Below are 25,102 nucleotides of genomic sequence, written 5' to 3'. Positions count from 1 at the left end.
CACCCGATCCCATCCCGAACTCGGAAGTGAAACGCAGCTGCGCCGATGGTAGTGTGGCTCAAGCCATGCGAGAGTAGGTCATCGCCAGGGTCTTTATCCCGCAAACCCCCAGCCTAAAGCTGGGGGTTTGTCTTTGCGCGAAATAAAAGTGGCACAGCGTTGAGTGCGGGTGCTCCGCCGATATCCGCCTAGTACCTGCTGCTCAACCACCACACCAATCCGCAGGAGCTATTTCCGGAAATTGCGCTAGGTGGTCTAGGCCCTCAGCTGCGAAAAAGCGCTGGCGAGAAAGCATCTCCGCGCTTTTCGAACGTCGGTAGGAACCATCAGAGCCTCGAGCTGAGGCAGCCTGACGATCCACAACCCGCAAGCCGGCGGTGAGGTGAGGCGTTGCGCGGCGAGGCGAACGCATACGGGCATATCAACCCACCGGAGCCCCCACGGAAGCGGCTCGAGTGGCCTCTGGATACCAGACGGGTGGGGGCTTCTCGGGAAAGCCTCTTCGCGGCTGAAGCCGCTCTCACAGAGGCGGGTACACGCCTTCCGCACACGACCCGCGTGTCAAAGCGAAGCATTGGCCTGACGGTGGCTCGTCGCAGAGGATCGTGGTCTTTGTCGCCCTGTTCCTCAAACGAGCCAAACACACATCGCGCAAAGCCATGGGAGCCTTTCCGCGGGAGCGGCGTCAGCCGCGAAGGGGCGTTACCGGCAGACCTGTTCGCGGCTAATGGCCCGGGGCCGCCTCGAGCTGCTTCCATGGGGCTGGCTGGGCGGCGGGCTGGTACTCAGGCCGAAGGGTCGATGGAGTGCCTTACTGGCTTGTCGCGAACTTCAGGCGCTTGGTGCATGACTACCGGGAGGATGTGGGACTCGTCTGCGTTCGGTCCACCAGCTGAGGCCGGCGCACACGACGAAGGCCAGCCACCACGGCCATCGTTTGCCGGGCTGTGGGGCAGGGCTAGAGAGGCGCGAGGTTCCGCTGCCGACCAGTTCCAATGTGGCGCTGCGCGTGGCGTTGCGATGCAGGGGGGAACGCTCGCTCCAGGCGCGGACGTAGAGCGCGCCGTGCAACCGATCGTCGCTGTTCCATCGATACCAGCCGGATACGCGAGGCCACACGGCGGCGCAGCCCGACTGCTTCAGGAGCGGTTCGGTCGTGTCGCTTTCGGTAGCCTGCAACCGGGTCGCGCTGCCGAGCCCACATAGCGTGGTGCGCTCGCCTTGCCACGCACTGCTGGCCAGGACGGTGTCGATGGGGTGGGGGCGCATGAGGGTGGACAAGGCCTCGCTCCACAGGGCGGCGTGCCGAGGGCTGTCGCCTTCCAGCACCAGCCTGTAGCTGTCGAGCAGGGTGGTGATCGCGATGCGGCCGGCGCCGCGGGGGCGCCACCACGCATAGGGCTGGCCGCTGCGGTCGCGGGCGAGCACGGGCAGGTCCGCATCCGCCGGCTGCCAGGTCAGTCGCTCCAGGGCCCTCGCAGGCACGGCGCCATCGTGGGTGCCGGCACGGTCCTGCGATGCGCCGGACCAAGCGTCCATGCCGAAGCCTTCCAGCAGGAGGGGCGCGGCGGCGCCGGGCGCGCCGCGCATGGACAGGCCAAGCGCGGCCAGGGCCTTTTGCTGGGCGCCGTCGAGTGGGCCGCTGATGCGGATCAGCAGGCCGAGCCCGCGCTCCACCGCGTCCACCAGTGCGGCGCGTTGCGCGCTGCCCAGTGCCACCAACGCGCGCTCGTCCATCACCACCAGGTCCGACTTGTCCAAGCTGACGCGATCCAGGCGGGCATCGCCCTGGCCCAGCGCCACGCCACCACCCACCGCGAAGCGCGTGCGCGCGTCCAGCCCGGCATCGCTGGCCCAGCGCCGCAGGTACTTCCATTCCGGCTGCGCTGCCCCGCCCAGGAACAGGACCTGCTGCGTTGGCGGTTCGATGGCCAGGACCGGGACCACGGCCGAATCCCGCTGCTGGCCCGCTGCGTCGAGCACGCGCAGCTCGAATTCGACCGCGCCCGCGCCGCGGCTGCTGCCTTCCAGCCAGAAGCGTCCCTCCCGACCCACCTGCGCCACGCCGACGCGTTCGCCAGCAGGATCGATGAGCCACACGCGCGCATCGGCGATGCCGGCCACGCGGCCGCTGACGCGAAAACGAGCGCCCGCGGCCATCGGCGCAGGCTCGGACAGCTCGGCCAGGCCCGGTGTCTCGGGGAGCGCATCGAAGGCCAGGGCCATCCCCGCGACGGCGTCGCGATCGCGCGGCTCCAGTCCCGCGCCGATGACGCGCAAGGCGCGAGTGCCCGGATGCCGGCGCAGCGCGGTCGCAAGGTCCGGCACGCGCTCGATCTTCTCGGACACCGGCGCCTCCGGCAGCGCCACCACTGGGTTGGCGGCGTCGGTGGAGGGCACCACGCGACTGTCCGCCGTGAGCACCACCAGAGTGCCGGCCGTGCCCGGTGCAGGAGGCGGCATCAGGGCGAAGTACAGCAGCACGGCGCAGAGTGGTTGCAGCGCCAGCAGAAGGGCGCTGCGCCAGGCCGGCCGTGTATGGCGTAGCCGCCACATGCCCACGAGGGCGGCGGCGGCGAGCACGGCCATCAGCAAGAGATTCGCCGTCATGGCGCGCTCCGGCGCTGCAGCGCCTCCAGATAGCGCTGGCCACTGGCGCTGGGCTTGGCCCTGGGCAGCGGCGGCGTTGTGGGGGGAAGCAGCCAGCGCCACAGCTGCGCACGCAGGCGTTGCCGGCAGTCGCCGCAGTCGGGCCTGCCGCGCAGGGTTTCCAGGGCCGCGAGCAGATCAAGCGTGTCTGCGTCGTCGCCGTGCCTTTCGCTCAGCCAGCGGCTGACCGCCTCGCGCTGGGCGGACTCGCCCTGGCTGGGCGTGCCACCCAGCGCTTGCCACAGTGCCAGCACCTGGCGATCCGGTGGCGTGCGCTGCACGGGCGCAAGCAGGCGATCGCCGAGCCCTTCGCGGGTGCCGCTCATACGCCGGCTCTGGTCGATGGGCGGAAGCTCGGGGCCGACGCGCGCAAGATAGATGCGCTCGGCCTGCTGCACCTGTTTGATCAGCCCCAGCGCCTTGTAGGCGAACGGTAGCGCGCGCTCGGGTTGGCCTTGGCGCAGCTCGCCTTCGGACTGCCACATCTGGTCCAGCGCAGCCTTCAGGGTGGCGCGGGTCTGCGGGTCAAGCAGGGTGGCCGCCTCGGCAGGGTCGTGGGTGTGGCCGAATTCGGCCAGCACGTCGCCCTGGTTGCCGAATCGCGCCTGGGTCGGCTCATCGCCGTGGCCATGGCCATCCAGGGCCGCCGCGCCGGCAACCGGGTGATCGTGCGCATCTTCGGGCGCGGGCGCGGCGGCCCTGGGCATGTCCGCCGTCGGCAGGTCCGCGGTCGGCAGATCGTCTGCGACTGGCAGGGCAGGCTCATCGGCGGGCTCGGGAGGTGCCTGCGGCGCGCCTTCGGTCTCCTCGCCCAGGAATTGGCCATAGCGCAGCCTGAGCAAACGCTGGTCCACGCCGATCTCGTCGGCGCGTTTGGCGAATGCGTCGGCCGACAGGCCGGGCCGCTGCTTCAGCAAGGCCTCGGCATCGATGATGATCTGGCGCTGGCTGCGGAAATAGGCGGGCATGGCCTGCTTGACGCTGCCTTCCAGATCGCTGGCCAGGGTTTGCTGCGGCGGTGGCCAGCGCAGGATCACGCTGCTGCTGCGGCCTTCCTGCGGGTCCGGTTGGCGGGTGTCGCGGACCACCAGCTGCGCGATGAGATCGTTGCCTGGCTCCATGCCCAGCGCCTGCGGCTGCAGGTCGTGTTCGAAGCGGCGTGCCGTGCCCGCGCCGGTGCCGCTGAGGGTGACGGTATGCTCGCGGAAGGTGATGTTCTCACCGCTGCCCTGGGCCAGGGTGAGGCGCAGTTGCGCCGTCGTGGCCACGCCATGGTCGTCGCTGGCTTCGAAACGCAGCCGCCAGCGGCCTGCCTGCGGCGACCACTGCACCAGGCTGCTTTCCGGTTCCAGCACGCGCACCTGCGGTGGACGATCGGCGACGGCCTCCAGGCGGTGCAGGGCCCCGTCCACGGGGATGCCATCGGCGAGGAGGCGGTACAGCGTGGAGCGCCGCAGGGTGATGCGCAGCTGCCAGGTCTGGCCGTCACGCGTCAGGGGCAGCACCCGGCCATCGTGCTGGTGCAGCTCGACCCGGCGCGGTTGACCGTTGAAGCGCAGTGTCCAGGACAGCGCGGTGCCTTCGGGCACCTTCGCGTCGAGCGCGGGCAGCGTGGAGGGCGCCAGACCGGTATAGGCGGGCGGCGCGGCGCGCAACTGCGCAGACTGCAAGCTCGGCGTGTTCGGGCTGGAAGGCGGCGCGGCGGCCGCGGGGGATGCGGCAGGCGAGGAAATCCTGCCGGGCCAGGACAGCACGGCGGCTGCCAGCAACAGCGCGCACGCGCCGGTGACGGCCAGCCGACGTCGCGGCCAGGGCTCGCGCACCTCATAGGCCCCCGCTTGCAGACGCTGCAGCACCCGCTCGCGTTGCAGCCGTTGCAGGGGCCTGAGGGACTGCGCGGGTGCCAGCAGCAGGTCGCTGCTGTCTTCCAGTGCGCGGTGTTGGTCCAGCCGCCGCACCAGCCAGCGCGGGTCCGCGCCGAGCGCGCGCCACCGGCCAACCAGGGCGATGAGCAGCAGCGACAGGGCCAGCATCGCCGCGGCTGCCTCCCATTCGCCCAGGCGCCAGCCAACGGCGGCCAGCAGCACAGCCAGGGGAAGCCCGCCGGCCCACACGATGGCGTGCCGGCGCAGGCGCGCGGTGCGCAGGAGCTCGCCAAGAAGCGGCGTCATGCCGGGCCTCTGCGCGTGCGCGCGCCGGCCAGCCAGCGTTCGAGCAGGAACACCAACGCGATCAGCGAAGCCAGCCAGGGCGCGAGCGGGGTCGCGGGCGGAGACGATGCGATGCGTGGCCCGCGGACCGGCACGTGCGCAGCGGCCAATGCCTGCGTGGGCGCCACAGGCGGCTGCAGCAGCGCGCGCAGCCGATCCGGCAGATCGCCATCGAGCAGCTGCGGCATGGACTGTGGATCCAGCGTGCGTGCGAAGCGCAGCAGTTGGCCGCTGCCGAACGCGGCGCCCGCGACCAGTGGCCGGCCGTCGGCATCGCGCCAGCGCGGTTGCAACGACACGCCCGCAGGCAGCGGGGCCTGCTCGGTCAGCAGCAGGTGGCCGCCCGCGCGGGCCCAGGCCTGTAGCGCGGCAGGCAGCGGCCTGGCCGACAGCCAGGCCACGACGGTGATGTCAGCGGGAATGGCCTGGCTGGCGTCGGGCGCACGCACTTGCAGCGACGCATTCGTCGGCTGCCAGGCGGCCTGCAGCGCCTGGAAGTAGCGCAGGGCGTGTACCTGCGGGTCGGCGAAGGCCAGCAGTCGTGGCGGCGAGGGCGCGACGGGCGTGGCCACAGGTGAGGCCGTGCCCGGCACGACATGCCAATGCACGCTGCGCGAGAGCCGGGGAATCTGCGCATCGAGCGGCCCCCAACGCTCGGGCACGATCACATGCAGCGCGGTGGCCGCGGGCAGCATCGCATCGAACTCACGCAGCAGGCTGCCCTGGGCCGTGGCGGCGCCAGGCAGGGGGCCGTCGGTCGTCGGGAAACCCGGCGCCAGCCAGCGCCAGTCGGCGTCGGCGGGCAGTCCCGGCAGGCGCGCACGCGTCAGGGGAACGCCAGGGGCGAGCAGAACCTTCGCGGCCTGCCCGGACTGGACGGGCCGCAGCACCGGCTGCGCCAGCAGCAGCGCCAGCAGGGCCAGCAGGGCCAGGCGAAGCAGCAGCAGCGGCCAGTCGTCCAGGCGGATGCGATGGCGCGGACGCGGGCGCGCCCGCAGCCAGCGCAGCGCGGCAAAATCGGTGTGCCGGTACTCGCTGCGGCGGGCCAGGTGGATCAGCAAGGGCAGCAGCAATGCACCGAGAGCGGCCAGGCCCGCCGGGAACAGCAGGCTCAGCGGCATATCGACCGCCCCGCTCGCGCCGGCACGTCAGGCCAGGGCGTTGTGCACGGCGCCGGCCTGATCATGGCCGCGCACCCGGGGCCAGCAGGCGGCGCAGGCCGGCATCGGCCGGCTCGTCCATCCAGGCCGTGGCATGGGCGATGCCGGCCTGCCGCAGGCGCGCCTCGCGCTCGCGTTGGGCATCCTGGAAACGTTGCAGGTAGTCCGCGCGCATGGCCGCGCCGTCGCCCAGCAGCTCCTGGCCGGTCTCAGGGTCGCGAAACAGGTGGCCGCCGGTGAAGTCGAAATCGCGCTCGTCGGCGCTGAGCACCTGCAGCTGCATGACCTCGCGGCCTGCGGCTGCCAGGCGTTCGAGCAGGTCCAAGAACGCGTCGTCGAAGCAATCGCCCAGGGCCAGCACCACGTCCCCGGCGATGCTGCGCTCCCACACCGGACGCAGCCGCTCCAGCGCGGTCGGCCAACGGCCCGAAGCATGCAAGGCCCCCAAACCCAGCCACAGGCGGTCGCGCTGGCGCAGTCCGGTGCCGGCAGGAGCCAGGCGCACGGCGTCGTCTTCCACGGCCATCAGGCCGACCTGGTCGCCCTGGCGCAGGGCGATATCCGTGGCGCAGGCCGCCAGCGTGCGGATGGCATCCAGGCGGGTGAAGCCGGGACGCGCCTGGTCCTGCTGCTGGGCCGAGGCGGTCGCATCGATCAGCAGCCACAGCCGCAGGGGGCTCTCGCGCTCGGATTCGCGGACGAAGAAGCGATCCGAGCGCGCGTACAGCTTCCAGTCCACCCGGCGTGGTTCGTCGCCGGGCTCGTAGGCCCGGTACTGGGCGAACTCCAGGCCAGCCCCCCGGCTGCGGCTGGCGTGCTGGCCGCTGCCGTGTGCGCCGGCCAGGCGTCGCGAGCGCAGCTGCAGCGTTCGCAGGCGGGCACGGACACCGGCGGGGATGAGCTCGGTCACGGTGGCGTCGATGGCCTGTACGTGGCGATCAGGCGTTGAACGGGACGCTGTGCAGCAGGCTGGCGACCACGTCCTCGCCGGTCTTCTGTTCGGCCTCGGCGGCGAAGGACAGCAGCAGGCGATGGCGCATCACTGGCGCGGCCAGCGCGATCACATCCTCGCGGGTAGCGGCCAGGCGCCCGTGCAGCAGCGCGCGCGCCTTGGAGGCCAGCACCAGCGACTGCCCGGCGCGCGGGCCCGCGCCCCACTTGATCCACTGCCGCACCTCCGCCAGCGCTTCCGGTCCAGGACGGCTGGCGCGCACCAGGCGATTGATCCAGGCCAGCAGATCCTCGCCCACGTGCACCTCACGCACGTGCTGCTGCAGCGCCTGCACGGCGGCCGCATCCATGACCTTGGGCACCTGGGCACTGCGGTTGCCGGTGGTCTGCGCCAGGATGTCGCGCTCCTCGGCCTCGCTGGGATAGTCCACCCGCACATGCAGCAGGAAGCGATCCAGCTGCGCCTCCGGCAGCGGGTAGGTGCCGGCCTGTTCGACCGGGTTCTGCGTGGCCAGCACGAAGAACGGCGCGGGTAATGCGTAGGTGGTCCCGGCGTAGCTGACGGTGCGCTCCTGCATCGCCTCCAGCAGCGCGGCCTGGGTCTTGGGCGGCGTGCGGTTGAGCTCGTCGGCCAGCAGCAGGTTGGTGAAGATCGGCCCGGGCTGGAAGCGAAAGCGGCGGTGCCCGGTGCCGTGGTCTTCTTCCAGCAGCTCGGTGCCGAGGATGTCGCTGGGCATCAGGTCCGGGGTGAACTGCACGCGGCGAAACTGCAGCTCCAGCGCCTGGCCGAGCGAGCGCACCAGCAGGGTCTTGCCCAGGCCGGGCGCGCCCTCGAGCAGACAATGGCCGCCGGCCAGCAAGCCGATGAGCAACTGCTCGACCACCTCGGCCTGGCCGACCACGGCCTGGGCGAGGGCGCCGCGAAGTTCGCCCAGTTGGGCGAGCAGCGGATCCAGTGAAGCGGTGTCGGGCGAATTCATGGGGGCGTCTTTGCAAGTCGGTGCACCGGCACGATCCGGCGCGAAGCGGGCGTGGGGGTCAGCTGGTCAGGGCGTACATGACGATGTTGACGCCGAAGCGGGTGTTGTCCTGGGCCAGGAAGCGCTTGTTGCGCCAGTCGTAGTCCCATTCGCAGCCATAGTCCTTGTTGCTGTAGAGCACGCCAAGGCGGCCGTCGATCTCGATGCCTTTCAGATAGTCGTGCACCAGGTCGTCGCCCCAGCCGTTGAGCTCGAACCCGGTGGCCGGCGGCCCGTCGGGGAACTTGAAGAAGCTGCGGTAGAGGGCATGGCTGTTGGGCAGCTTGCGCAGCGCGGTCTTGCCGAAGATCGCGGCCATCTGCGCCTCGAACGAGGTGGCGAAGAGCCCGTCGATATCGTGGTTGCAGTCGTCGACGAAGACGAAGCCGCCGTTGCGCACGTAGCGCTCGAAGTTGCGGCGTTCCTGCGGATTGAATTCCACCAGCTTGTGGCCGGCGAGATAGCAGAACGGGGCGGACAGCATGCGCGGGTCGGCCAGCGGCAGCACGTGTTCGACCGGGTCCACGCGCAGGGTGGTGTAGTCGATCAGCGAGGTGATCAGGTTGGACGGCATGCGCGCGTCCACGTCCCAGTCGCCGGAGTCGTAGCGCAGGCGGGTGAACCAGAAGTCGTAGCGCGCGGCCTGTGCGCTGGCACGGCCGGGCAGCGACAGCGCCGCGGCGCTGCCAACCAGCAGCTTCAGGAACTGCGCACGGGTCAGCGCAGGGGTGTTCAAGAACGACGCTGCACAGCGGCCGGCCTCGCATCAGCTCGGCAGGCCCGCGGCGCGACGCAGGCGGCGAGCGCAGGCCGCGGGGCTGCGCATGGACGCAACCCCACGGCCCGGGCGCGCTTGACCGGTGCGCCCTTACACCGCATCCGAGAGCGAGGTGAAGGTGAAGTCGCGCAGGCGCATGGGCGGGATCATCATCACGAAGCTGGACTCATCGCCGGCCACGCGCACCGGGCGTCCGAGCTCGTCGATGTTGTTGAGCATGATCACCGGCGATTCGTTGAAGCGGAAATTCTTCACTGGGTATTTGATCTGGCCGTTCTCGATGTAGAAGGTGCCATCGCGGGTCAGGCCGGTCAGCAGCACGGTCTGCGGATCGACCATGCGGATGTACCAGGTACGCGTGACCAGGATGCCCTTCTCGGTGGTGCGCACCAACTCGCCGATGGACTTGTCGCCGCCGGCCATCAGCAGGTTGCCGGGGTCGCCGACGGCGCGCTTGCCGTTCTTCTGCGCCCAGTAGCGCGAGTACTGCAGGTTGGCGATCTTGCCGTTCTCCACGATCGGCATCTTCTCGCGCGGTAGGCCTTCGTTGTCCCAGGGCATGACCGGCGCACGCGGATCCCAGGGGTTGGCGGTGATGTTCACGCGCGGGTCGTAGACCTGCTCGCCCAGCTTGTTGCCGCCGCCCTTCTTGGACAGGAAGCTGCGGCCTTCGTCGGCCTGGCGCGCATCGAAGTACTGCATCATGAAGCTGATCAGTCCCGCCGCGGCCGCCGGTTCCAGGATCACGGTGTACTTGCCCGGCTCCAGCGCCTTGGCCTCGGAAGACGCGCTGGCCTTGCGCATGGCGATGCGCACATCCTCGTCGGCCTTGAAGTCGGACGCGTCCTTGAGATTGCGGCCCACCCAGCCCGAGCCACGACCGTCCTCGGTGCGCACCGTGCAGGTGTAGTCGAAGCTGGCACCGCGCTGGTAGCCGAAGTTGCCGTTGCTGTTGGCGAAGGCTTCGAAGCTGTGGCCGTCCTCGAGGAAGCCGGCCGCGACCAGCTTGTCCTGCTTGCACGGGCCGATCGAATCGGCGGCCACCTTGGCGCGGAACTCCGGGGTGATGGCCGCGGTGGATTCGCTAAAGGTCGGGGTTGGCTTATAGGTCTGTTTCTGCACGGCCGGCACGAATTCCGGATTCTCCGGAGCCAGGCGGGCCAGGTCCTCGGCACGACGCACCACGCGTTCCAGCGAGGCGTCGTCGAAGGCGTTGATGCTGGCCGTGCCCACGCGCTTGCCGAAGGCCACGGTGACCACCAGCTCGGTGTTGTCCACGATCCCGCTGGTGGAGACGTTGTTGAGGGCGAAACGGATGTTGCCCTGGACGCTTCCGCCCAGGCCGGCGGTGCATTCGTCGGCCTTGGACAGCTTGATGACCTTGTCCAGGATGGCCTTGGCCTGCGCTTCGGTGAAGATGCTCATCGGTCTGTTCTCCTTCGCGCTCAGCCCAGCGAACGGGCGGTGTTGATGACGTTGATGCCGTTGAAACGGGCCGTGGACGAACCGTGCGAGACCGCCGAGACCTGGCTGGGCTGGCCCTTGCCGTCGAAGAACGAGCCGCCCAGGCGGTAGTCGCGCTCATCGGCCACGGCGGTGCAGGCGTTCCAGAACTCCGGCGTGCGGATCTGATAGGCCACGTCCTCGAGCATGCGGGTGATCTGGCCGTTCTTGATCTCGTAGAACAGCTGCCCGCCGAACTGGGCGTTGTAGCGCTGCTGGTCGATGGAGAAGGAGCCGTCGCCGATGATGTAGATGCCGTTTTCCACGTCCTTGATCAGCTCGGCCACGCTCAGCGGGATTTTGCTCGGCGCCAGCGACACATTGGCCATGCGCTGGAACTGCACGGTGCTCCAGGAATCGGCGTAGCAGCAGCCGTCCGATTCGGTCTTGCCCAGGATGTGGGCCTGGTCGCGGATGGTCTGGTAATCGACCAGCACGCCGTCCTTGATCAGGTCCCAGCGCTTGGTCTTCACGCCTTCATCGTCGTAGGCCACCGCGCCCAGGCTGCCGGGCTGGGTCTTGTCGGCGTAGATGTTGACCTTGTCGCTGCCGTACTGGAAGCGGCTCTTCAGCTTGTCCAGGGTGGCGAAGCTGGTGCCGGCGTAGTTGGCCTCGTAGCCGAGCACGCGGTCCAGTTCGGTGGCATGGCCGACCGATTCGTGGATGGTCAGCCAGGTGTGCGAGGGATCCAGCACCAGGTCGTACTTGCCCGGCTTGACCGACGGTGCCTTGAGCTTTTCCTGCGCCTGCTTGGCCGCGGCGATGGCGTCCTCCTTCATGTCGTAGGACAGGCCGTAGTTGACCACGCCGTTGGGCGTGACCACCTTGCCGCTGCGCTCGCCGTCCAGGTATTCGAAGCCCAGACCCATCGGCGCGGACAGGCCCTCGCGCGTGCGGAACTTGCCGCTGGCCTTGTCGATGGCGGTGACCGTCATCGGCGCCCAGATGCGGTGCACGTCCTGGTCGATGTAGGAACCGTCGGTGCTGGCGAAATACTTCTGCTCGTTGACCAGGAACAGCATGGAATTGACGAAGCTGGCGCCGGCGTTGAGCGCGGCGGCATTGACGCCTAGCAGCAGGTCGGCCTTGTCCTTGACCGGCACTTCCATCGCGTTCTTCTTGATCGGCGTTTTCCAGCTCACTTCGCCCACGCCCGGCGTCTTGGCCAGTTGCACCGGCGCGGTCTGCGCCTTGGCGTTGGCCTTGGCGATCGCGGCGGCCTGCTGCGCGGCCTTGGCGATGCCGGCATCGCTGAGGTCGTTGGTCGCCGCAAAGCCCCACGCGCCACCGACGATGACGCGGATGCCCGCACCGGTGGATTCGGTGTTGACCACGTTCTGCACCTTGTCCTCGCGGGTGATCACGAACTGGCGCAGATAGCGGCCGATGCGCACATCGCAGTAGCTCGCACCGGCGCTGCGCGCGGCGTTGAGCGCCGCATCGGCCAGACGCTTCTTGTGCGCGGGGTCCATCGTGGTCACCAGCTGCTCGGCGGCGATGGCCTTGCCGAAACAGGCCGGCACGACCAAGCCGCCCATGGTGAGCCCACTGAGGGCAAGGAAATCACGTCGTAGCACGGCGATACTCCCGGAAGAACCGCGTCAGCCGCGGTGGTTGGCGGTGCGCGTTGAACCCCTCACGCGCGGTGTTGGATTCTTGCGGTGTGCGTCGTGATGCGTCAAATGACTTTCGACATGGGTCGTGCTGCGGCGCGGCGTCCTGAACGTGCCTTCTGGGCGTCTGCGCTTGCAAGAAAGAACGAGCAAAAAGTGAGAGTAGCGGCCGCCCGTAGGCTAAGAAGGTCCTTGGCACTTCCACTTTTTTGTTTGCGCCGACGATCAACGCAGACGCGAGGCATGTGATCGGCGACCGGCCCAGAACCGCTGCCGCATCCGTCAGTTCTTTCCGGCATCGGATTGAACAACTCCAGATCCATCACATTTCGAGCCTGGTCCTGAGCCGGGTATGGCGGAAAGCGGGCCAGGGATGGCCCGCGGCGGCGAGTCAGCCATGGATGGCTGACCGAGCCGAGGAGCCATGCCCGGCTCAGGGCCAGGCGGGTTGGCGAAGTCGGCTTTTCGCGATCGTGCATCACGCCAGGCAAACTTCGCCGACCTCTACTTTGAAGAGTGGTTCTCTTCGCTCTCCCTAGATCTTTGTGACGTCGGGGCGCTTTGTGTCATGGCTTCGGAAGGGCAGCGGTCCGGCGGGCGGGAGCCGCTCTTCCCTCGGTCAGGGCATCCTGCCCTGACTCGGGCGCTCGGCTCCTGCCTCGCTTGACGCAGCTACCGCCCGCCGGACCGCTGCTGCACGCGTCAGTTTTTCCGCCTTCAAATTGAAGAACTCCAGATGCATCAGATCTCGGGCCTGGTCCTGAGTCGGGTATGGCGGAAAGCGGGCCATGGATGGCCGCGGCGGCGAGTCAGCCATGGATGGCTGACCGAGCCGAGGAGCCATGCCCGGCTCAGGGCCAGGCAGGTTGGCGAAGTCGGCTTCTCGCGGCTAGCAACATGCCCTCGGGAAATCCTGGCCGCCCTGAACTTTGGCCGAGCGCCTTTCATCCCCTTGCGTGATTGCGTCACTCAGCCCCGGGGATGCAAGACGCGCAGCACTTACCCCAGCGAGCGTGCAGTGCTGATCACATTGACCGCATCGAAGCGCGTGGTCGCCGCGCCGTGCGAGACCGCCGACACCTGGCTGGGCTGCCCCTTGCCATCGAAGAACGACCCGTAGACGCGGAAATCGCGCGCGTCGCAGACGGCACTGACCGAGTTCCAGAACTCGGGTGTGCGGATCTGGTACGCGCCGTCCTCGACCTGGCGCACGACCTTGCCGTTCTCGATCTCGAACAGCAGCTGCCCGCCGAACTGCGCGTTGTAGCGCTGCTGGTCGATCGAGTACGAGGCGCGTCCGTGGATGTACAGCCCCTTGTCCACGCCGGCGATCATCTGCTCGACCGACAGCGGCGCCTTGCCCGCCTGCAGCGAGACATTGGGCATGCGCTGGAACTGCACGGTGGACCACGAGTCGGCATAGCTGCAGCCGTCGGAGGCGGCCTTGCCCAGCATGTGCGCCTGGTCGCGCGTGGCCTGGTAGTCGACCAGGATGCCCTCGCGCACCAGGTCCCACTGCTTGGTCTTGACCCCTTCATCGTCGTAGCCCACCGCGCCCAGGCTGCCGGCGCGGGTCTTGTCGGCGACGAAGTTCACCTGCTCGCTGCCCCAGCGGAAGCTGCCGCGCTTGTCCAGCGTGGCGAAACTGGTGCCGGCGTAGTTGGCCTCGTAGCCGAGCACACGATCCAGCTCCAGCGGGTGGCCCACCGATTCATGGATGGTCAGGAACAGGTTGCTCGGATCGATCACCAGGTCGTACTTGCCCGGCTTGACCGACGGCGCGCTGAGCTTGGCGCGCGCCTGCCTGGCCGCGGCCACCGCGTCCTCGCGCGGGTCGTAGGACAGGCCGTAGGCGGTCACCTCGCCGGGCAGCTGGAACTTCTGCGAGGCATCGCCCTCCAGGTACTCGTAGCCCATGCCCACCGGCGCGCCCAGGCCGTCGCGGGTGCGGAACCTGCCGCTGGTCTTGTCCACCGCGGTCACGGTGAAGGGCAGCCACAGCCGGTGCACGTCCTGGTCGATGTAGGAGCCATCGCTGCTGGCGAAGTACTTCTGCTCGTTGATGCAGAACAGGCGCGAGGCCACGAAGTCGGCGCCGGCATTCTGCGCGGCGGCATTGAGGTCCATCAGCAGGGCGATCTTCTCCTGCAGCGGCACTTCCATCGCATTGCGCCTGATCGGCGTGCGCCAGTGGACTTCACCGACGCCCTGTTGCGGCGCCAATTGCACCGAGGCACCGGCCAGTCGCGCGTTGGCCTTGGCCACCGCCACGGCCTGGCCGGTCGCGGCCGCCACGCTGTCGCTGTCCAGGGCATTGGTGGCGGCAAAGCCCCAGGCGCCCTCGGCGATCACCCGTACGCCCACGCCGATGGATTCGGCGTTGACCACGTTTTCCACGCGCGCCTCGCGGGTTTCCACGAACTGCCGCAGGTAGCGGCCCACGCGCACGTCGCAGTAGCTGGCGCCGGCGGATCGAGCGCTGGTCAGTGCGGCATCGGCCAGGCGGCGGTTGCGTGCCGCATCGGCCGGCGCCAGCAGCTGCTCGGCGGCGATCAGCCGCGTGTTCGGCAGCAACAGCCCGGCGGCAGCCAGGCCGGATCCAGCAAGGAAGGTGCGGCGGTCCACGCGGAGGATCTCCGGTTCATGCATGGCCGCGCGCTGCGTCATGCCAGCCTTGGACCATCGCCGCCGCGGCGGGAAAGGGTCAAGTGACCATGGTCACGTCGCCGCGATCCCCACGGGCTGAAACGAAGGAGGCGGGCCATCGCTGGCCCGCCTCCGTGTCAACGCCTCGCCGCTGCGATCAGCGCGTCTGCGTCGCCGGTGCGGCGGTCGGTGCGACCGGGCGCGTCAGCGTCGAGGTCCCCGGCGAGGCCAGGCGGGCATCGGCCGAGACGGTCAGCAGGCGGTTGACGTTCTGCAGGTCCTCGATGGTCAGCGTGCCCGCAGCCTGGGCCAGCAGCAGGCGGTTCTGCAGGTAGTTGTACTTGGACAAGGCGTAGGACTGCTGTGCCGAGAACAGGGTCTGCTGGTTGATCAGCACGTCCAGCACGGTGCGGGTACCGACCTCCAGGCCGACCTGCGAGGCATCGTAGGCGGCCTGTGCCGAGACCAGGGCCAGGCGACGGGCCTCGATCTCGCTGATGCCCGCCTCCAGGGTCTGGTAGGCGTTGCGGGTGTTGCGGATGATGGCGCGGCGCTGCTGCTCCAGTCCGTCCTGCGCCGAGTCGCGCTGGGCGATGGCCTGGCGCACGGCCGACTGGGTGATGCCGCCGGCGAAGATCGGAATGTTCAGCGTCAGGCCGACGCTGCGCGAGTCGCCGTGGGTGTTCTGGCCGAGCACAGCCTGGGTCTCGGGATCGAATACCGCCTGGGTGCCCCAGGTGGCGGTGCGGCCGTAGCTACCGCTGAGCGACAGGCTGGGCAGATGGCCGGCGCGGGCGGCGCTGACGGACGCCTCGGAGGACTTGACCTGGTACTCGATCGACTTCAGCGAGGGGTTCTGCGCCAGCGCGGTGTCCACCCAGCCCTGGATGTCCTGGTTGGAGGGCAGTTCCGGGCGGAAGTCGTCCGGCAGCGCGCGCAAGTCCTGCACCTGCTGGCCGGTGATCTCGTACAGCGCCTGGTAGGCGTCCTTGAGCTGGTTGCGCGAGGTGATCAGGTTGGCGCGGGCGCTGTCGAACTGCGCCTGGGCCTCGTACACGTCGGTGATCGGCGCCAGACCCACGTCCAGGCGCTTCTGGGCGAAGTCGAACTGCTTCTGCAGCGCGGTCTGCTGGGCCTCGGCCGCGGCCAGGGTCTCGATCGCCACCAGCACGTCGAAGTAGGCCGCCGAGGTGCGCACGATCAGCGAGTTGTTGGCCGAATCCAGGTCGTAGTCGGCCGCGGTGCTCAAGGCCTTCTGCCCACGCAGGGTGGCGAATTGCCCGAAGTCCACCACCGACTGCGTCAGCGTGGCGCGGTAGGTGCGCTGGGAGATGGTGTTGGACCAGCCGCCATCGACGCCGTCGCGGGTGTCCTTCTGCGCGCTCTGGGTCAACCCGGCGCTGCCGTTGACCTGCGGCAGCAGCGCGCCCAGCGCCTGCACCGCGCCTTCCTTCTGCGCAAGCCGGTTGGACTCGGCCGCGGCCAGCTGCGGGTCGCCGTTGCGGGCCATTTCATAGGTCTGCATCAGGTCGGAGGCGCCGGCGGCGGGGGCCAGGGCCAGGGCGAGCGCCGCAGCGAGAAGGCGAGGTGTCATCTGGGGGTCCTTGAGCGTTTTCTTAGAACACGAATTGCGGCGCCGGCGCGGCGCCTGCGAGGTAGGCGATGTCGGTTTCGAACAACGATTCGATGCGCGGGCCGTTGACATCCTTGTGCACCAGCACCGCTTCCATGACCGGCGAGCGGCCACGGACCACGAACAGACGGCCGCTCGGGCGCAGCCATTCCAGGAAGCGCTCGGGAATGGTGTCCACCGCCGCGGTCACGCACACCGCATCGAACTTGCGATCGGTGGTGTAGCTCAGGGCATCGGCCTGCTCGATGCGGACGTTGTTGCCAAGGCCGGTGGCGTCCAGGGCGGCGCGCGCCTGCGCGGCCAGCTCGGGGTGCAGTTCGAGGCTGACCACCTCGCGGCCCAGCGCGCCCAGACAGGCGGCGAGGAAACCGCTGCCGGTGCCGATCTCCAGCACTTCCTCGCCGGGCTGGAGGTCCAGCGCCTGCAGGGTGCGGCCTTCGATCACCGGCTTCATCATCTTCTGGCCATGCCCGATCGGCAGCTCGATGTCCGAGTACGCCAGGGCACGATGCAGTTCCGGCACGAAAGCTTCGCGCGGCAGGGTGGACAGCACGTTCAGCACGCGCAGGTCCAGCACGTCCCAGGGACGGACCTGCTGCTCGACCATGTTCTCGCGGGCTTGGGAATAGTTGATCGTCATGGGAAAACTCGTGGGCGCGTGGGGCTGCAATTCTAGCGGCCGCCAGCCTGCTTCGGCAGGCACAGGATGGACAAGCACCCCTGGCCGCACGCAGTGCCGGAAGTCACCGGGACCTCCGGAGCAGCCGGCAGGAGGCGGGCGCGTTCAACGGACCGCATAGGCCCGCAGGAACATGTCGATGGCCGATTGCAGGTGCTGGGCGCGCTCGGCGGCGGTCAGCGGCTCGCACAGGCCGCACATCAGGCGCGAGTGCAGCTCGCCCTTGACCAAGGTGAAGAACTGCTGGGCGGCGATATGGGCATCGGGCAGGTCCAGCTCGCCGGCCGCGGCATGCGATGCAAGGAAGGCGCCGAAGGCGGCATGCGTGCGCGCCGGGCCGGCTTCCCAGAAGATCCGGCGCAGGCCCTCATCGCCATTGCCCGGGGCCAGGAGCATGCGATGGATGCTCAGTGCCTCCTCGCTGCTGACCATGTCGAAGAAGGCCGTGGCGATTCGCTCCAGCTGCTGGCGCAGCGAGCCGCGCAGGTCGTCGAACTCGAACAGTTCGTCCGGCATGAGGTCGCGGCACTTGGACTGGATGGCCTCGGCGAACAGGTGCTCCTTGTCGCCGAAGTGGCTGTACACCGTCAGCTTGGACACGCCGGCCTCGCCGGCGATCTGGTCCATGCTGGTGCCGGCGAAACCGTCGCGCAGGAACAGCGTCTTGGCCGCTTCCAGGATGGCCGAACGCTTGGCCAGATCCTTGGGGCGACCGGGGCCGCTGGGCGATTTGGCCTCGGGATGAGGATTGGCTGAAATGGCTTGACCGCTCATAGGCTCAATACTATACCACCCGGTTCGCTATTTGGCTGAGCGGGGGCCATCTGGGGAGGCGGCGGGGCAATCGCGCGTTTCCGCACGCTCCATCTTGTGAGCCGCGCTGCCTCGCCTGGCTGAATGGGCCCAACCAAGGAGGATAGTCGGCAGGCGCCAAAAGTGACCCGCGCCCCCAGCGCCCCGTTCGCTGCGCCCTGATGGCAAGCGCGCTCACAATTCCGGACGGGCTTCGTCGGGCGCTTGCGGCGTTTCCAGCGCCAGCGCCATGTCCCACCTGTCCAGGCCCGGCCCATAGCCCCCGGGGACGACGCGCGTTGCCACGAAGCCGAAGCGGGCATAGAAGGCCTGGGTGTGCTGGCTGGTATCCAGCACGACCTGCGCGATGTCCGGCCTTTCGCGCAAGGCCCGCAGCCTGGCCTGGAGCAAGACCGTGCCCAGCCCTTGTCGATGCAGCCTGGGATGCACCATGCCCCAGCACAGGCTGGCCACACCGACCGCCGGCCCCAGGGCGTAGCCGGCGCTGGCCACGACCTGCCCGGCACGCTCCAGGACCTGGTAGTTCCATTGGGCCGCATGGCGCGTCAGGAAGCGCACGAAGGCGGAGCGCTCTTCAGCGGCGAAAAACGCCGGCAGGTTCTCATCGAACAACCCCAGGCAGGCCGCGAGATCGTCCGGCTGATAGCTCCGAAGGGTGTCCATGCCCTGCGGTCCGCCTTGCGCGCACCCAGGCGTCCTCGATGCGCTGGACATGCCCATCCTGCTAGGGCGCTTCGTCCCGCGGCCGGGACGGCGCCTGGTGGTCCTGGGGGCGCTGCACCGGCGGCGGGTAGCGTGTGGCGCTGCGCTCGGGCAGCTCTGGCTCTGGCGCCGGCTCAGGCTTGTTCCGGCGCGCGAAGGCCAGGCGGTAATAGGCGAACCCGCCCAGGATGCTGCCGGCGGCCGCGCCCAGATAGGCCTGGCCGTGCTCGGCGCCATAGCGACTGCCGAACGCCCCGCACAGGCCACAGACCGCCATGCCGGCCCAGAACTTCCAGGGCGCGGGGGCGGGTGGGGCATCGTGACGGCGGGGCGGGCGCATGTGGGGTGTCGGTGCGGCGTAGGTCCATCATACCCATGCGCCCACGCCCGGCCGGCGCGAAGGCCAGCCGGGCGCGGGCCCGCGCTCAGACGCCGATCGCGCCGCCGTCGGCCTTCTGGATCACCACGGTGGACGAGCGCGGCCGCACCCGGACGCCGCTGGGCGCGGCCAGCGTGGCATCGGTGTCGTAAGGCCAGTTGCCCGGGTGCTGGATGTTGATGAACACCGAGGTGTTGTCCGGGGTGAAGGTCACCCCGGTGACCTCGCATTCGTTCGGGCCCACGAAGAACCGCCGCAGCAGCGCCTGGTTGCTGGCATCGATGCCGGTCTGGGCGCCGGCGGCGTTCTTCACCGCCGCCGGCACCACCGCCAGCATCTGGTCGTTGGTGCTCTGGGCCACGGCATTGCTGCGGCCGCCGTCGATGCCGTTGTCGGTCTGGAACCACAGGATGCCGCGGCTATCGAAGGTCATGCCGTCCGGGCTGGCGAACTGGTTCAGCGCGGTCAGGCCCGAGCGGTTGGTTTCGGCGGTCGCGCCGGCGTCGGACCCGAACACGAAGATGTCCCACTTGAAGCTGTCACGGCCGGCGTCCTCGGCCCAGCGGATGATGTGGCCGTTGACGTTGTTGGCGCGCGGATTGGCGGCGTTGAGCTGGGCGGCGGTACGCTGGCTGTTGTTGGTCAGGGTCAGGTAGATCTCGCCGTTGAGCGGATTGACCGTGGTCCATTCCGGGCGATCCATCGGCGTGGCGCCCAGCGCATCGGCCGCGCCGCGGGTGTTGAGGATGATGTTGGCCAGGTTGCCGTAGATCGCGCCGAGCGTGCGCCCGTCGCGGGTCACGCTGTCCTCGCGCAGTGCCAGCCAGGCGCCGGTGCCGTCGTCGTTGAAGCGCGCCACGTACAGCGTGCCGCGGTCCAGGTACTTGGCGCCGGTCGCCAGGCGATTGCTGGGTGCGGCATCGGCCGGGTCCCACAACGCTTCGGACACGAAGCGGTAGACGTACTCGAAGCGCGAATCGTCGCCGCTGTAGAAGCTCACCGGCTGGCCGGCCTTGACGTTGCCCGGCCAGGCGCCTTCGTGGGCGAAGCGACCCAGCGCGGTGCGCTTGACCGCGCGCGTGGTGGGATCGTACGGGTCGATCTCCACTACATAGCCGAAGGTGTTGGCTTCGTTGCGGTAGTCCTCGGCCGCCGAGGCGCCGCTGGGGGTGACGTTCCAGCGGGCGAATTCGCCATCGACCTCGCTTGCGTCGCCAGCGGCGGTGTCCCAGCCGTAGCGCGTGGAGCTGCGGCCCACGCCCAGCCGATCCTGGTCGGCGCTGCGCGTGCCGCTGTTGCGGAAATAGCCGGCCCAGTTTTCCTCGCAGGTCAGGTAGGTGCCCCAGGGCGTGTAGCCGTTGCCGCAGTTGTTATTGGTGCCGCGCGTCTGCCGGCCGGTGGGCGAGAACGGGGTGACCGCGTACGGGCTGCCGGCCACCGGGCCGGCCAGGTCCATGACCGTGGCCGAGGTGAAGCGGCGGTTGTGCGCATCGTCCTTGACGATGCTCCAGCGACCGGCGCTGCGGCGCACGCGGTAGACGCCTGTGCCGTGCGCGTTGATCTCCTTGCGCACTTCCTCCACCGGGCGCTTGCCGGCGCTCAGGGTGGCCCCGTTGGGATGCAGCGCGTCCTGGTCGATGTACTCGAAGTTGATCGCCAGCAGCCCATCGCTGGAGCTGTTGTTCAAGGCGAAGTAGTGGAGGCCGTCATGGTGCATGCCGGTGGCATTGGCCTGATCGGTGGAGGTGTTGGTGCCGTCGGACTTCCATTCGGCCGCCAGGCTGTTGAGCGGCGTGCCCCAGGCGCCCAGGATGTGCGCCACGTAGCCGGCCGGCACCACGGCCGCATCGGTCATCGAATTGGGCAGCGACTGGAAGCCGAGCGTCGGCGGCGACGGGGCCGGGGCGGGCGTGGGCGCAGGCGTTGGCGCCGGCGCGCCGGGTGTGGGCTTGGGCGTGTCTTTGTCGCTGCTGCAGGCGGTCAGGGCGCCGCCGGCCATCATCGCGGCCATGGCGGTCAGGCCGCCATGCATCACGCGCCGGCGCGAGAGCTGGCGCTCCAGGATGGTGCTGAAAGGTTCGTTGCCGCTGGTGTTGCGGACCTTGCCGTCACGGCTGTACGTGCTCATCGCTGGGATCGTCCTGGCTGGGTGGAGTCAGACGATCCAGGCTAGTGCCCGTGTTTGATGCTGGTCTTACATGCCGATGCACGCCACGTGACAGCGCGGCAACCAGGCGCGCGACGGGGATCGGCATACAGGCCTGTCCGATGTGCCGGACAGGCCGATGTGGTGGTTCAGGCCGGCACGCCCAGCCGCGACAGCACGGCCTCGGTGGCCTGGGTCGTGCTCAGCGCGTTGCCCGGCGGGGCCAGGTCGGCGGTGAAGGCCTTGTCCTCCAGCGCGGCACCGACGGCGCGCTCGATGGCCTGTGCTTCTTCCTCCAGGCCCAGCGAATGCCGCAGCAGCATGGCCGCCGACAGGATGGTCGCGTAGGGGTTGGCGATGCCCTTGCCGGCGATGTCCGGGGCCGAGCCGTGGATCGGCTCGTAGAGACCGACCTTGCCTTCCTCGCCCAGCGACGCCGACGGCAGCAGGCCCAGCGAGCCGGCCAGCATCGAGGCCTCGTCGGTGAGGATGTCGCCGAACATGTTCTCGGTGACGATCACGTCGTACTCGCGCGGCTTGGCCAGCAGGTGCATGGCCATCGAATCGACCAGCTGGTGCTCCAGGGCCACGTCGGGGAACTCCTCGCGGCCGATGCGTGTGGCCACGTCGCGCCACAGGCGCGAGGTCTCCAGCACGTTGGCCTTGTCCACCGAGGTCACCTTGCCGCGGCGTGCGCGGGCCAGCTTGAAGGCGCTGCGCATGACCCGCTCGATCTCGGCCACCGAGTAGCTGCACAGGTCGCTGGCGGCCTCTGCCGTGCGGGTCTTCTCGCCAAAGTAAATACCGCCGGTGAGCTCGCGGACCACCACGATGTCCACGCCCGCCAGCAGGTGCGGCTTGATCGGCGAGGCGTCCAGCGCCGCGCCGTGCGGGCGCACCGGACGCAGGTTGGCGAACAGGCCCAGCGCCTTGCGGATGGCCAGCAGGCCCTGCTCGGGGCGCACCTTGGCGTTGGGGTCGGACCACTTGGGCCCACCGACCGCCCCCAGCAGCACCGCATCGGCCTGCTGGCAGGCGGTGGTGGTGGCATCCGGCAACGGCACGCCGTGGCGGTCGATGGCGACACCCCCGATGTCGTGTTCCTGGAACTGGAAGTCGTGGTCGTACAGCTGGGCGATGGACTTCAGGACGGCGACGGCGGCGGTGGCCACTTCCGGGCCGATGCCATCGCCAGGCAGGACGACAATGTCAGCGTGCATGCAGGGTGCTCTCGTAACGTTCGATCTCGGGCTGGCGCGCCAGCAGGTAACCCATCTCGTCCACGCCTTCGATCAGGCAGGTCTGGGCGAAGGCGTCCAGCGGGAAGGGGTAGACGCGGCCATCGGGCGTGCGCAGCTCGCGTGCGGCCACGTCCACGGTCAGCGCGTCGTCCGGGCGCTCCATTAGCGCCTGCACGTCGGCCTCGGCCAGCACGATCGGCACCAGGCCGTTCTTGAGGCTGTTGTTGCGGAAGATGTCGGCGATCTCGCTGGAGACCACCGCGCGCAGGCCCAGGTCGGTCAGCGCCCACGGCGCGTGCTCGCGCGAGGAGCCGCAACCGAAGTTGCGCCCGGCCAGCAGGATGGCGCGGTCGGCATTGTGCGGCTGGTTGAAGGGGAACTCCGGGTTGGGCACGCCCTCGGCCTGCCAGCGCCAGTCGTTGAAGGCGTGCTTGCCCAGGCCGGCGCGTTCGGTGGTGGACAGAAAGCGCGCGGGGATGATCTGGTCGGTGTCGATATTGGTCTGGCGCAGCACGACGCTGCGCGAGGTCAGGCTGGTGAATCCGCCCATTACGCGGCCTCTTCGGATTGCGGGAATTGCGGCGCGCCCGTGGCGGGCGCTTGGATCAGCGTGGGGGCCGGCTGCAGCGCGGGGGCCAGCGGCGTGTCGCACAGGCGCCTGGAGCGCGCGCTGGCCACGGTGGCGGAAAAGGCCAGCGTGGCCGACACGGCGGCCGTGGCGATCTGTGGGGCGTTCGGCGTGGTCATCAGGCCACGTCCTTGTGCGCAGCGGCATCGAAGAAGTCGCGCACGTCGCCGACCTTGCCCTGCACTGCGGCCCAGGCCGCGGTCAGCGGCGAGGCCAGCAGCGTGCGCGAGCCCGGGCCCTGGCGGCCTTCGAAGTTGCGGTTGGAAGTGGACACGGCCAGCTGACCCGGTGCAACCAGGTCGCCATTCATGGCGATGCACATCGAGCAGCCCGGCTCGCGCCATTCGGCGCCGGCGGCGCGCACGATCTGGTCGATGCCCTCGGCCTCGGCCTGGCGCTTGACGATCTCCGAGCCAGGCACCACCAGCATGCGCACGCCCTGGGCGATACGGCGACCGGCCAGCACCTGGGCGACCTCGCGCATGTCGCGCAGGCGGCCGTTGGTGCAGGAGCCGACGAACACCACGTCCACGGCCTTGCCTTCCAGCGTGTCGCCGGCGCCGAAGCGCATGTAGTCCAGGCCCTTCTGCGCGGCGGCATCGTTGGCCGCCGGGATCGGCGCATCCACCGCGATGGCCGTGCCCGGGTGCGTGCCCCAGGTCAGGGTGGGGCGGATATCGCCCGCATTGATGACGACCTCGCTGTCGAAGCGCGCGCCCGGCTCGCTGGCCAGGGTCTTCCAGTAGGCCACGGCGGCCTCGAAGGACTCGCCCTTGGGCCCGCGCGGGGTGGCCGCGACGTAGTCGAAGGTGACCTGGTCCGGCGCCACCATGCCGGCGCGCGCGCCGGCCTCGATGGACATGTTGCACAGGGTCATGCGCTGCTCCATGTCCATCGCGGCGATGGTGGAACCACGGAACTCCAGCACGTGGCCGGTGCCGCCGTTGACGCCGATGATGCCGATGATGTGCAGCACCACGTCCTTGGCGCCCACGCCCGGCGCCAGCGGCCCATCGACGGTGATGGACATGGTCTTGGGCTTGCGCTGCAGCAGGCACTGGGTGGCCAGCACGTGGCCGACCTCGCTGGTGCCGATGCCGAAGGCCAGCGCGCCGAAGGCCCCGTGCGTGGAGGTGTGGCTGTCGCCGCAAACGATGGTCATGCCCGGCTGGGTGAAGCCCTGCTCCGGCGCGATGACGTGCACGATGCCGCGGTGGTCCGAGCCCATGTCGAACAGCTCGATCCCGTAGCGTGCGCAGTTGCGCTCCAGGGTCTCGACCTGCTTTTCGGCCGCTGCCGTGTAGTAGGGCAGCTTGCCGTCCGGGCCGGCCGGCAGGGTGGGCGTGGAGTGGTCCATCGTCGCCTTGGTGCGGTCCGGCCGGCGCGGGCTGATGCCGCGGCTGGCCAGCTCGGTGAACGCCTGCGGCGAGGTGACCTCATGGATCAGGTGCAGGTCGATATACAGCACCGCCGGGGCGGTGTCGCTCTCCGGGACCACGACGTGCGCGTCCCACAGCTTGTCGAACAGGGTGCGAGGGGCGGAACTCATTGCGGGTTGCCTTGCAGTGAATGCGGGTGAGTGGAAAGGCGCGCGCTGAAGCGCAGGCGCACGTAGTCGGCGCTCCAGCGCCCGGCGTCATCGCACAGGGCCGGGCGCAGCAGGGCTTCGGCCTCGGCCAGCACGCGCTGGCGCATGGCCTGGTCCAGGCCGGCCAGGAAAGGATCGGCAAAGGTCTTCAACCAGCCGCCGATGCCGGTGGGCAGGGGGGTGGGGCGCGGTACCAGGGCGATGGTCTGGACGCTGAAGCCATGCGCCCGCAGTCGCTGCGCGTACGCATCGGCGGTGGGGAAGAACCAGGAGAACTGCGGCTCACCGACACCATGGGCATGCAAGGCCGCCCGCAGCGCGGTGACGATGGCGGCGACGTTGCCGTGCCCGCCGAACTCGCCGACGAATCGGCCGCCCGGCATGAGCGCACGCCGTACGCCGTCGATGACGGCGTCGGGTTGGCGCATCCAGTGCAGGGCGGCATTGCTGAAGACCGCGTCGAACTCGGCGTCGAAGGCCAGGGCCTGGCCGTCGACCACGTGGGCATCGACACCGCGCGCGACCGCGGCGGCGACCAGCTCCGGCGAGGCGTCCACGCCCACCAGCGTGGCACCGCTGGCCTGCAGCTGCGCGGTCAGCACGCCATCGCCGCAGCCCAGGTCGAGGATGCGCTCACCGGGCTGCGCGGCCAGCAGCTCGGCCACCGGCGCGCCCAGCGCCGGCACGAAGCCGGCGTTGGCGGCGTAGCCGGCCGCGTTCCATTGCTGGCCTGCGTCTGGCGTGATGGTGTTGCGGTGCATGGA

At 69.4% G+C, this 25,102-nt stretch carries 20 protein-coding genes and 1 rRNA gene; 1 reads left to right on the top strand and 20 read right to left on the bottom strand.

The genetic code is table 11. From position 1 onward, the window contains the following. A 5S ribosomal RNA gene (gene rrf / locus EPA99_RS03285) occupies positions 1-90 on the top strand; the annotation flags it as partial. Positions 91-831: 741 nt separating this feature from the next. On the opposite strand, the gene EPA99_RS03280 is transcribed toward rrf, so the two are convergent. The 20 genes from EPA99_RS03280 to EPA99_RS03185 form a co-directional block, all read right to left on the bottom strand. Continuing rightward, positions 832-2,610 (bottom strand): carboxypeptidase regulatory-like domain-containing protein, encoded by a 1,779-nt coding sequence (locus tag EPA99_RS03280; RefSeq protein WP_129469731.1) that lies wholly within the window; start codon positions 2,608-2,610, stop codon positions 832-834. Continuing rightward, positions 2,607-4,820: a hypothetical protein gene (locus tag EPA99_RS03275; protein ID WP_129469730.1), complete on the bottom strand. Its 2,214-nt coding sequence runs from the start codon at positions 4,818-4,820 to the stop codon at positions 2,607-2,609. Before EPA99_RS03275 ends, EPA99_RS03280 begins: the two co-directional genes overlap by 4 nt. Beyond that, a complete protein-coding gene (locus EPA99_RS03270; protein WP_129469729.1) occupies positions 4,817-5,980 on the bottom strand; it encodes a BatA domain-containing protein in 1,164 nt (387 codons plus the stop codon). Before EPA99_RS03270 ends, EPA99_RS03275 begins: the two co-directional genes overlap by 4 nt. Before the next feature lie 61 nt (positions 5,981-6,041). Then, a complete protein-coding gene (locus EPA99_RS03265; RefSeq protein ID WP_129469728.1) occupies positions 6,042-6,941 on the bottom strand; it encodes a DUF58 domain-containing protein in 900 nt (299 codons plus the stop codon). 16 nt (positions 6,942-6,957) lie between these two features. Continuing rightward, complete coding sequence (locus EPA99_RS03260) at positions 6,958-7,950, bottom strand: AAA family ATPase (RefSeq protein WP_129469727.1); 993 nt, start codon at positions 7,948-7,950, stop codon at positions 6,958-6,960. A 58-nt stretch (positions 7,951-8,008) separates the two neighbouring features. Continuing rightward, a complete protein-coding gene (locus EPA99_RS03255; protein ID WP_241688237.1) occupies positions 8,009-8,725 on the bottom strand; it encodes a DUF4159 domain-containing protein in 717 nt (238 codons plus the stop codon). A 132-nt stretch (positions 8,726-8,857) separates the two neighbouring features. Beyond that, complete coding sequence (locus EPA99_RS03250) at positions 8,858-10,192, bottom strand: TldD/PmbA family protein (protein WP_129469726.1); 1,335 nt, start codon at positions 10,190-10,192, stop codon at positions 8,858-8,860. Between the two features lie 20 nt (positions 10,193-10,212). Continuing rightward, the gene (locus EPA99_RS03245) at positions 10,213-11,847 is read right to left on the bottom strand and encodes a TldD/PmbA family protein (RefSeq protein ID WP_164978540.1); all 1,635 of its coding nucleotides are present in this window, start codon (positions 11,845-11,847) and stop codon (positions 10,213-10,215) included. Positions 11,848-12,882: 1,035 nt separating this feature from the next. Next, positions 12,883-14,508 carry a TldD/PmbA family protein gene (locus EPA99_RS03240; protein ID WP_164978546.1) on the bottom strand — a complete coding sequence of 542 codons (1,626 nt, stop codon included), beginning with the start codon at positions 14,506-14,508 and terminating at the stop codon, positions 12,883-12,885. A 178-nt stretch (positions 14,509-14,686) separates the two neighbouring features. Then, the gene (locus tag EPA99_RS03235) at positions 14,687-16,123 is read right to left on the bottom strand and encodes a TolC family outer membrane protein (protein WP_129469725.1); all 1,437 of its coding nucleotides are present in this window, start codon (positions 16,121-16,123) and stop codon (positions 14,687-14,689) included. A gap of 22 nt (positions 16,124-16,145) precedes the next feature. Beyond that, the gene (locus EPA99_RS03230) at positions 16,146-16,802 is read right to left on the bottom strand and encodes a protein-L-isoaspartate O-methyltransferase family protein (protein WP_129469724.1); all 657 of its coding nucleotides are present in this window, start codon (positions 16,800-16,802) and stop codon (positions 16,146-16,148) included. A gap of 144 nt (positions 16,803-16,946) precedes the next feature. Continuing rightward, entirely contained in the window at positions 16,947-17,615 is a 669-nt protein-coding gene (locus EPA99_RS03225; protein ID WP_129469723.1) for a TetR/AcrR family transcriptional regulator, read from the bottom strand. A 213-nt stretch (positions 17,616-17,828) separates the two neighbouring features. Further along, a complete protein-coding gene (locus EPA99_RS03220) occupies positions 17,829-18,317 on the bottom strand; it encodes a GNAT family N-acetyltransferase (RefSeq protein WP_129469722.1) in 489 nt (162 codons plus the stop codon). 61 nt (positions 18,318-18,378) lie between these two features. Then, a complete protein-coding gene (locus EPA99_RS03215; RefSeq protein WP_129469721.1) occupies positions 18,379-18,696 on the bottom strand; it encodes a hypothetical protein in 318 nt (105 codons plus the stop codon). 85 nt (positions 18,697-18,781) lie between these two features. Beyond that, on the bottom strand, positions 18,782-20,863 hold the full coding sequence (locus EPA99_RS03210; RefSeq protein WP_129469720.1) for a PhoX family protein: 2,082 nt from the start codon (positions 20,861-20,863) through the stop codon (positions 18,782-18,784). 167 nt (positions 20,864-21,030) lie between these two features. Beyond that, complete coding sequence (gene leuB / locus EPA99_RS03205) at positions 21,031-22,101, bottom strand: 3-isopropylmalate dehydrogenase (protein WP_129469719.1); 1,071 nt, start codon at positions 22,099-22,101, stop codon at positions 21,031-21,033. Continuing rightward, positions 22,091-22,672 carry a 3-isopropylmalate dehydratase small subunit gene (gene leuD, locus EPA99_RS03200; protein WP_129469718.1) on the bottom strand — a complete coding sequence of 194 codons (582 nt, stop codon included), beginning with the start codon at positions 22,670-22,672 and terminating at the stop codon, positions 22,091-22,093. The genes leuB and leuD overlap by 11 nt, the downstream gene beginning before the upstream one ends. Then, positions 22,672-22,869, bottom strand: coding sequence for a hypothetical protein (locus tag EPA99_RS03195; protein WP_129469717.1), 198 nt, complete (start codon positions 22,867-22,869; stop codon positions 22,672-22,674). The genes leuD and EPA99_RS03195 overlap by 1 nt, the downstream gene beginning before the upstream one ends. Next, positions 22,869-24,299 (bottom strand): 3-isopropylmalate dehydratase large subunit, encoded by a 1,431-nt coding sequence (gene leuC, locus EPA99_RS03190; RefSeq protein WP_129469716.1) that lies wholly within the window; start codon positions 24,297-24,299, stop codon positions 22,869-22,871. Before leuC ends, EPA99_RS03195 begins: the two co-directional genes overlap by 1 nt. Further along, positions 24,296-25,099: a class I SAM-dependent methyltransferase gene (locus EPA99_RS03185; RefSeq protein ID WP_129469715.1), complete on the bottom strand. Its 804-nt coding sequence runs from the start codon at positions 25,097-25,099 to the stop codon at positions 24,296-24,298. The genes leuC and EPA99_RS03185 overlap by 4 nt, the downstream gene beginning before the upstream one ends. Positions 25,100-25,102 lie beyond the last annotated feature (3 nt).

Source organism: Pseudoxanthomonas composti (assembly GCF_004122095.1).
GTDB classification, from domain to species: Bacteria; Pseudomonadota; Gammaproteobacteria; order Xanthomonadales; family Xanthomonadaceae; genus Pseudoxanthomonas_A; species Pseudoxanthomonas_A composti.
The sequence above is the reverse complement of the archived record's forward strand: the minus strand, read 5'-3'. Positions and strand labels throughout refer to the sequence as shown.

Coding starts and splice junctions, on each gene's coding strand:
- leuD (WP_129469718.1), bottom strand. CDS start 22,672: ATGGGCGGATTCACCAGCCTGACCTCGCGCAGCGTCGTGCTGCGCCAG.
- EPA99_RS03260 (WP_129469727.1), bottom strand. CDS start 7,950: ATGAATTCGCCCGACACCGCTTCACTGGATCCGCTGCTCGCCCAACTG.
- EPA99_RS03225 (WP_129469723.1), bottom strand. CDS start 17,615: ATGAGCGGTCAAGCCATTTCAGCCAATCCTCATCCCGAGGCCAAATCG.
- EPA99_RS03215 (WP_129469721.1), bottom strand. CDS start 18,696: ATGCGCCCGCCCCGCCGTCACGATGCCCCACCCGCCCCCGCGCCCTGG.
- EPA99_RS03185 (WP_129469715.1), bottom strand. CDS start 25,099: ATGCACCGCAACACCATCACGCCAGACGCAGGCCAGCAATGGAACGCG.
- EPA99_RS03210 (WP_129469720.1), bottom strand. CDS start 20,863: ATGAGCACGTACAGCCGTGACGGCAAGGTCCGCAACACCAGCGGCAAC.
- EPA99_RS03280 (WP_129469731.1), bottom strand. CDS start 2,610: ATGACGGCGAATCTCTTGCTGATGGCCGTGCTCGCCGCCGCCGCCCTC.
- EPA99_RS03230 (WP_129469724.1), bottom strand. CDS start 16,802: ATGACGATCAACTATTCCCAAGCCCGCGAGAACATGGTCGAGCAGCAG.
- EPA99_RS03195 (WP_129469717.1), bottom strand. CDS start 22,869: ATGACCACGCCGAACGCCCCACAGATCGCCACGGCCGCCGTGTCGGCC.
- EPA99_RS03220 (WP_129469722.1), bottom strand. CDS start 18,317: ATGGACACCCTTCGGAGCTATCAGCCGGACGATCTCGCGGCCTGCCTG.
- leuB (WP_129469719.1), bottom strand. CDS start 22,101: ATGCACGCTGACATTGTCGTCCTGCCTGGCGATGGCATCGGCCCGGAA.
- leuC (WP_129469716.1), bottom strand. CDS start 24,299: ATGAGTTCCGCCCCTCGCACCCTGTTCGACAAGCTGTGGGACGCGCAC.
- EPA99_RS03270 (WP_129469729.1), bottom strand. CDS start 5,980: ATGCCGCTGAGCCTGCTGTTCCCGGCGGGCCTGGCCGCTCTCGGTGCA.
- EPA99_RS03235 (WP_129469725.1), bottom strand. CDS start 16,123: ATGACACCTCGCCTTCTCGCTGCGGCGCTCGCCCTGGCCCTGGCCCCC.
- EPA99_RS03250 (WP_129469726.1), bottom strand. CDS start 10,192: ATGAGCATCTTCACCGAAGCGCAGGCCAAGGCCATCCTGGACAAGGTC.
- EPA99_RS03275 (WP_129469730.1), bottom strand. CDS start 4,820: ATGACGCCGCTTCTTGGCGAGCTCCTGCGCACCGCGCGCCTGCGCCGG.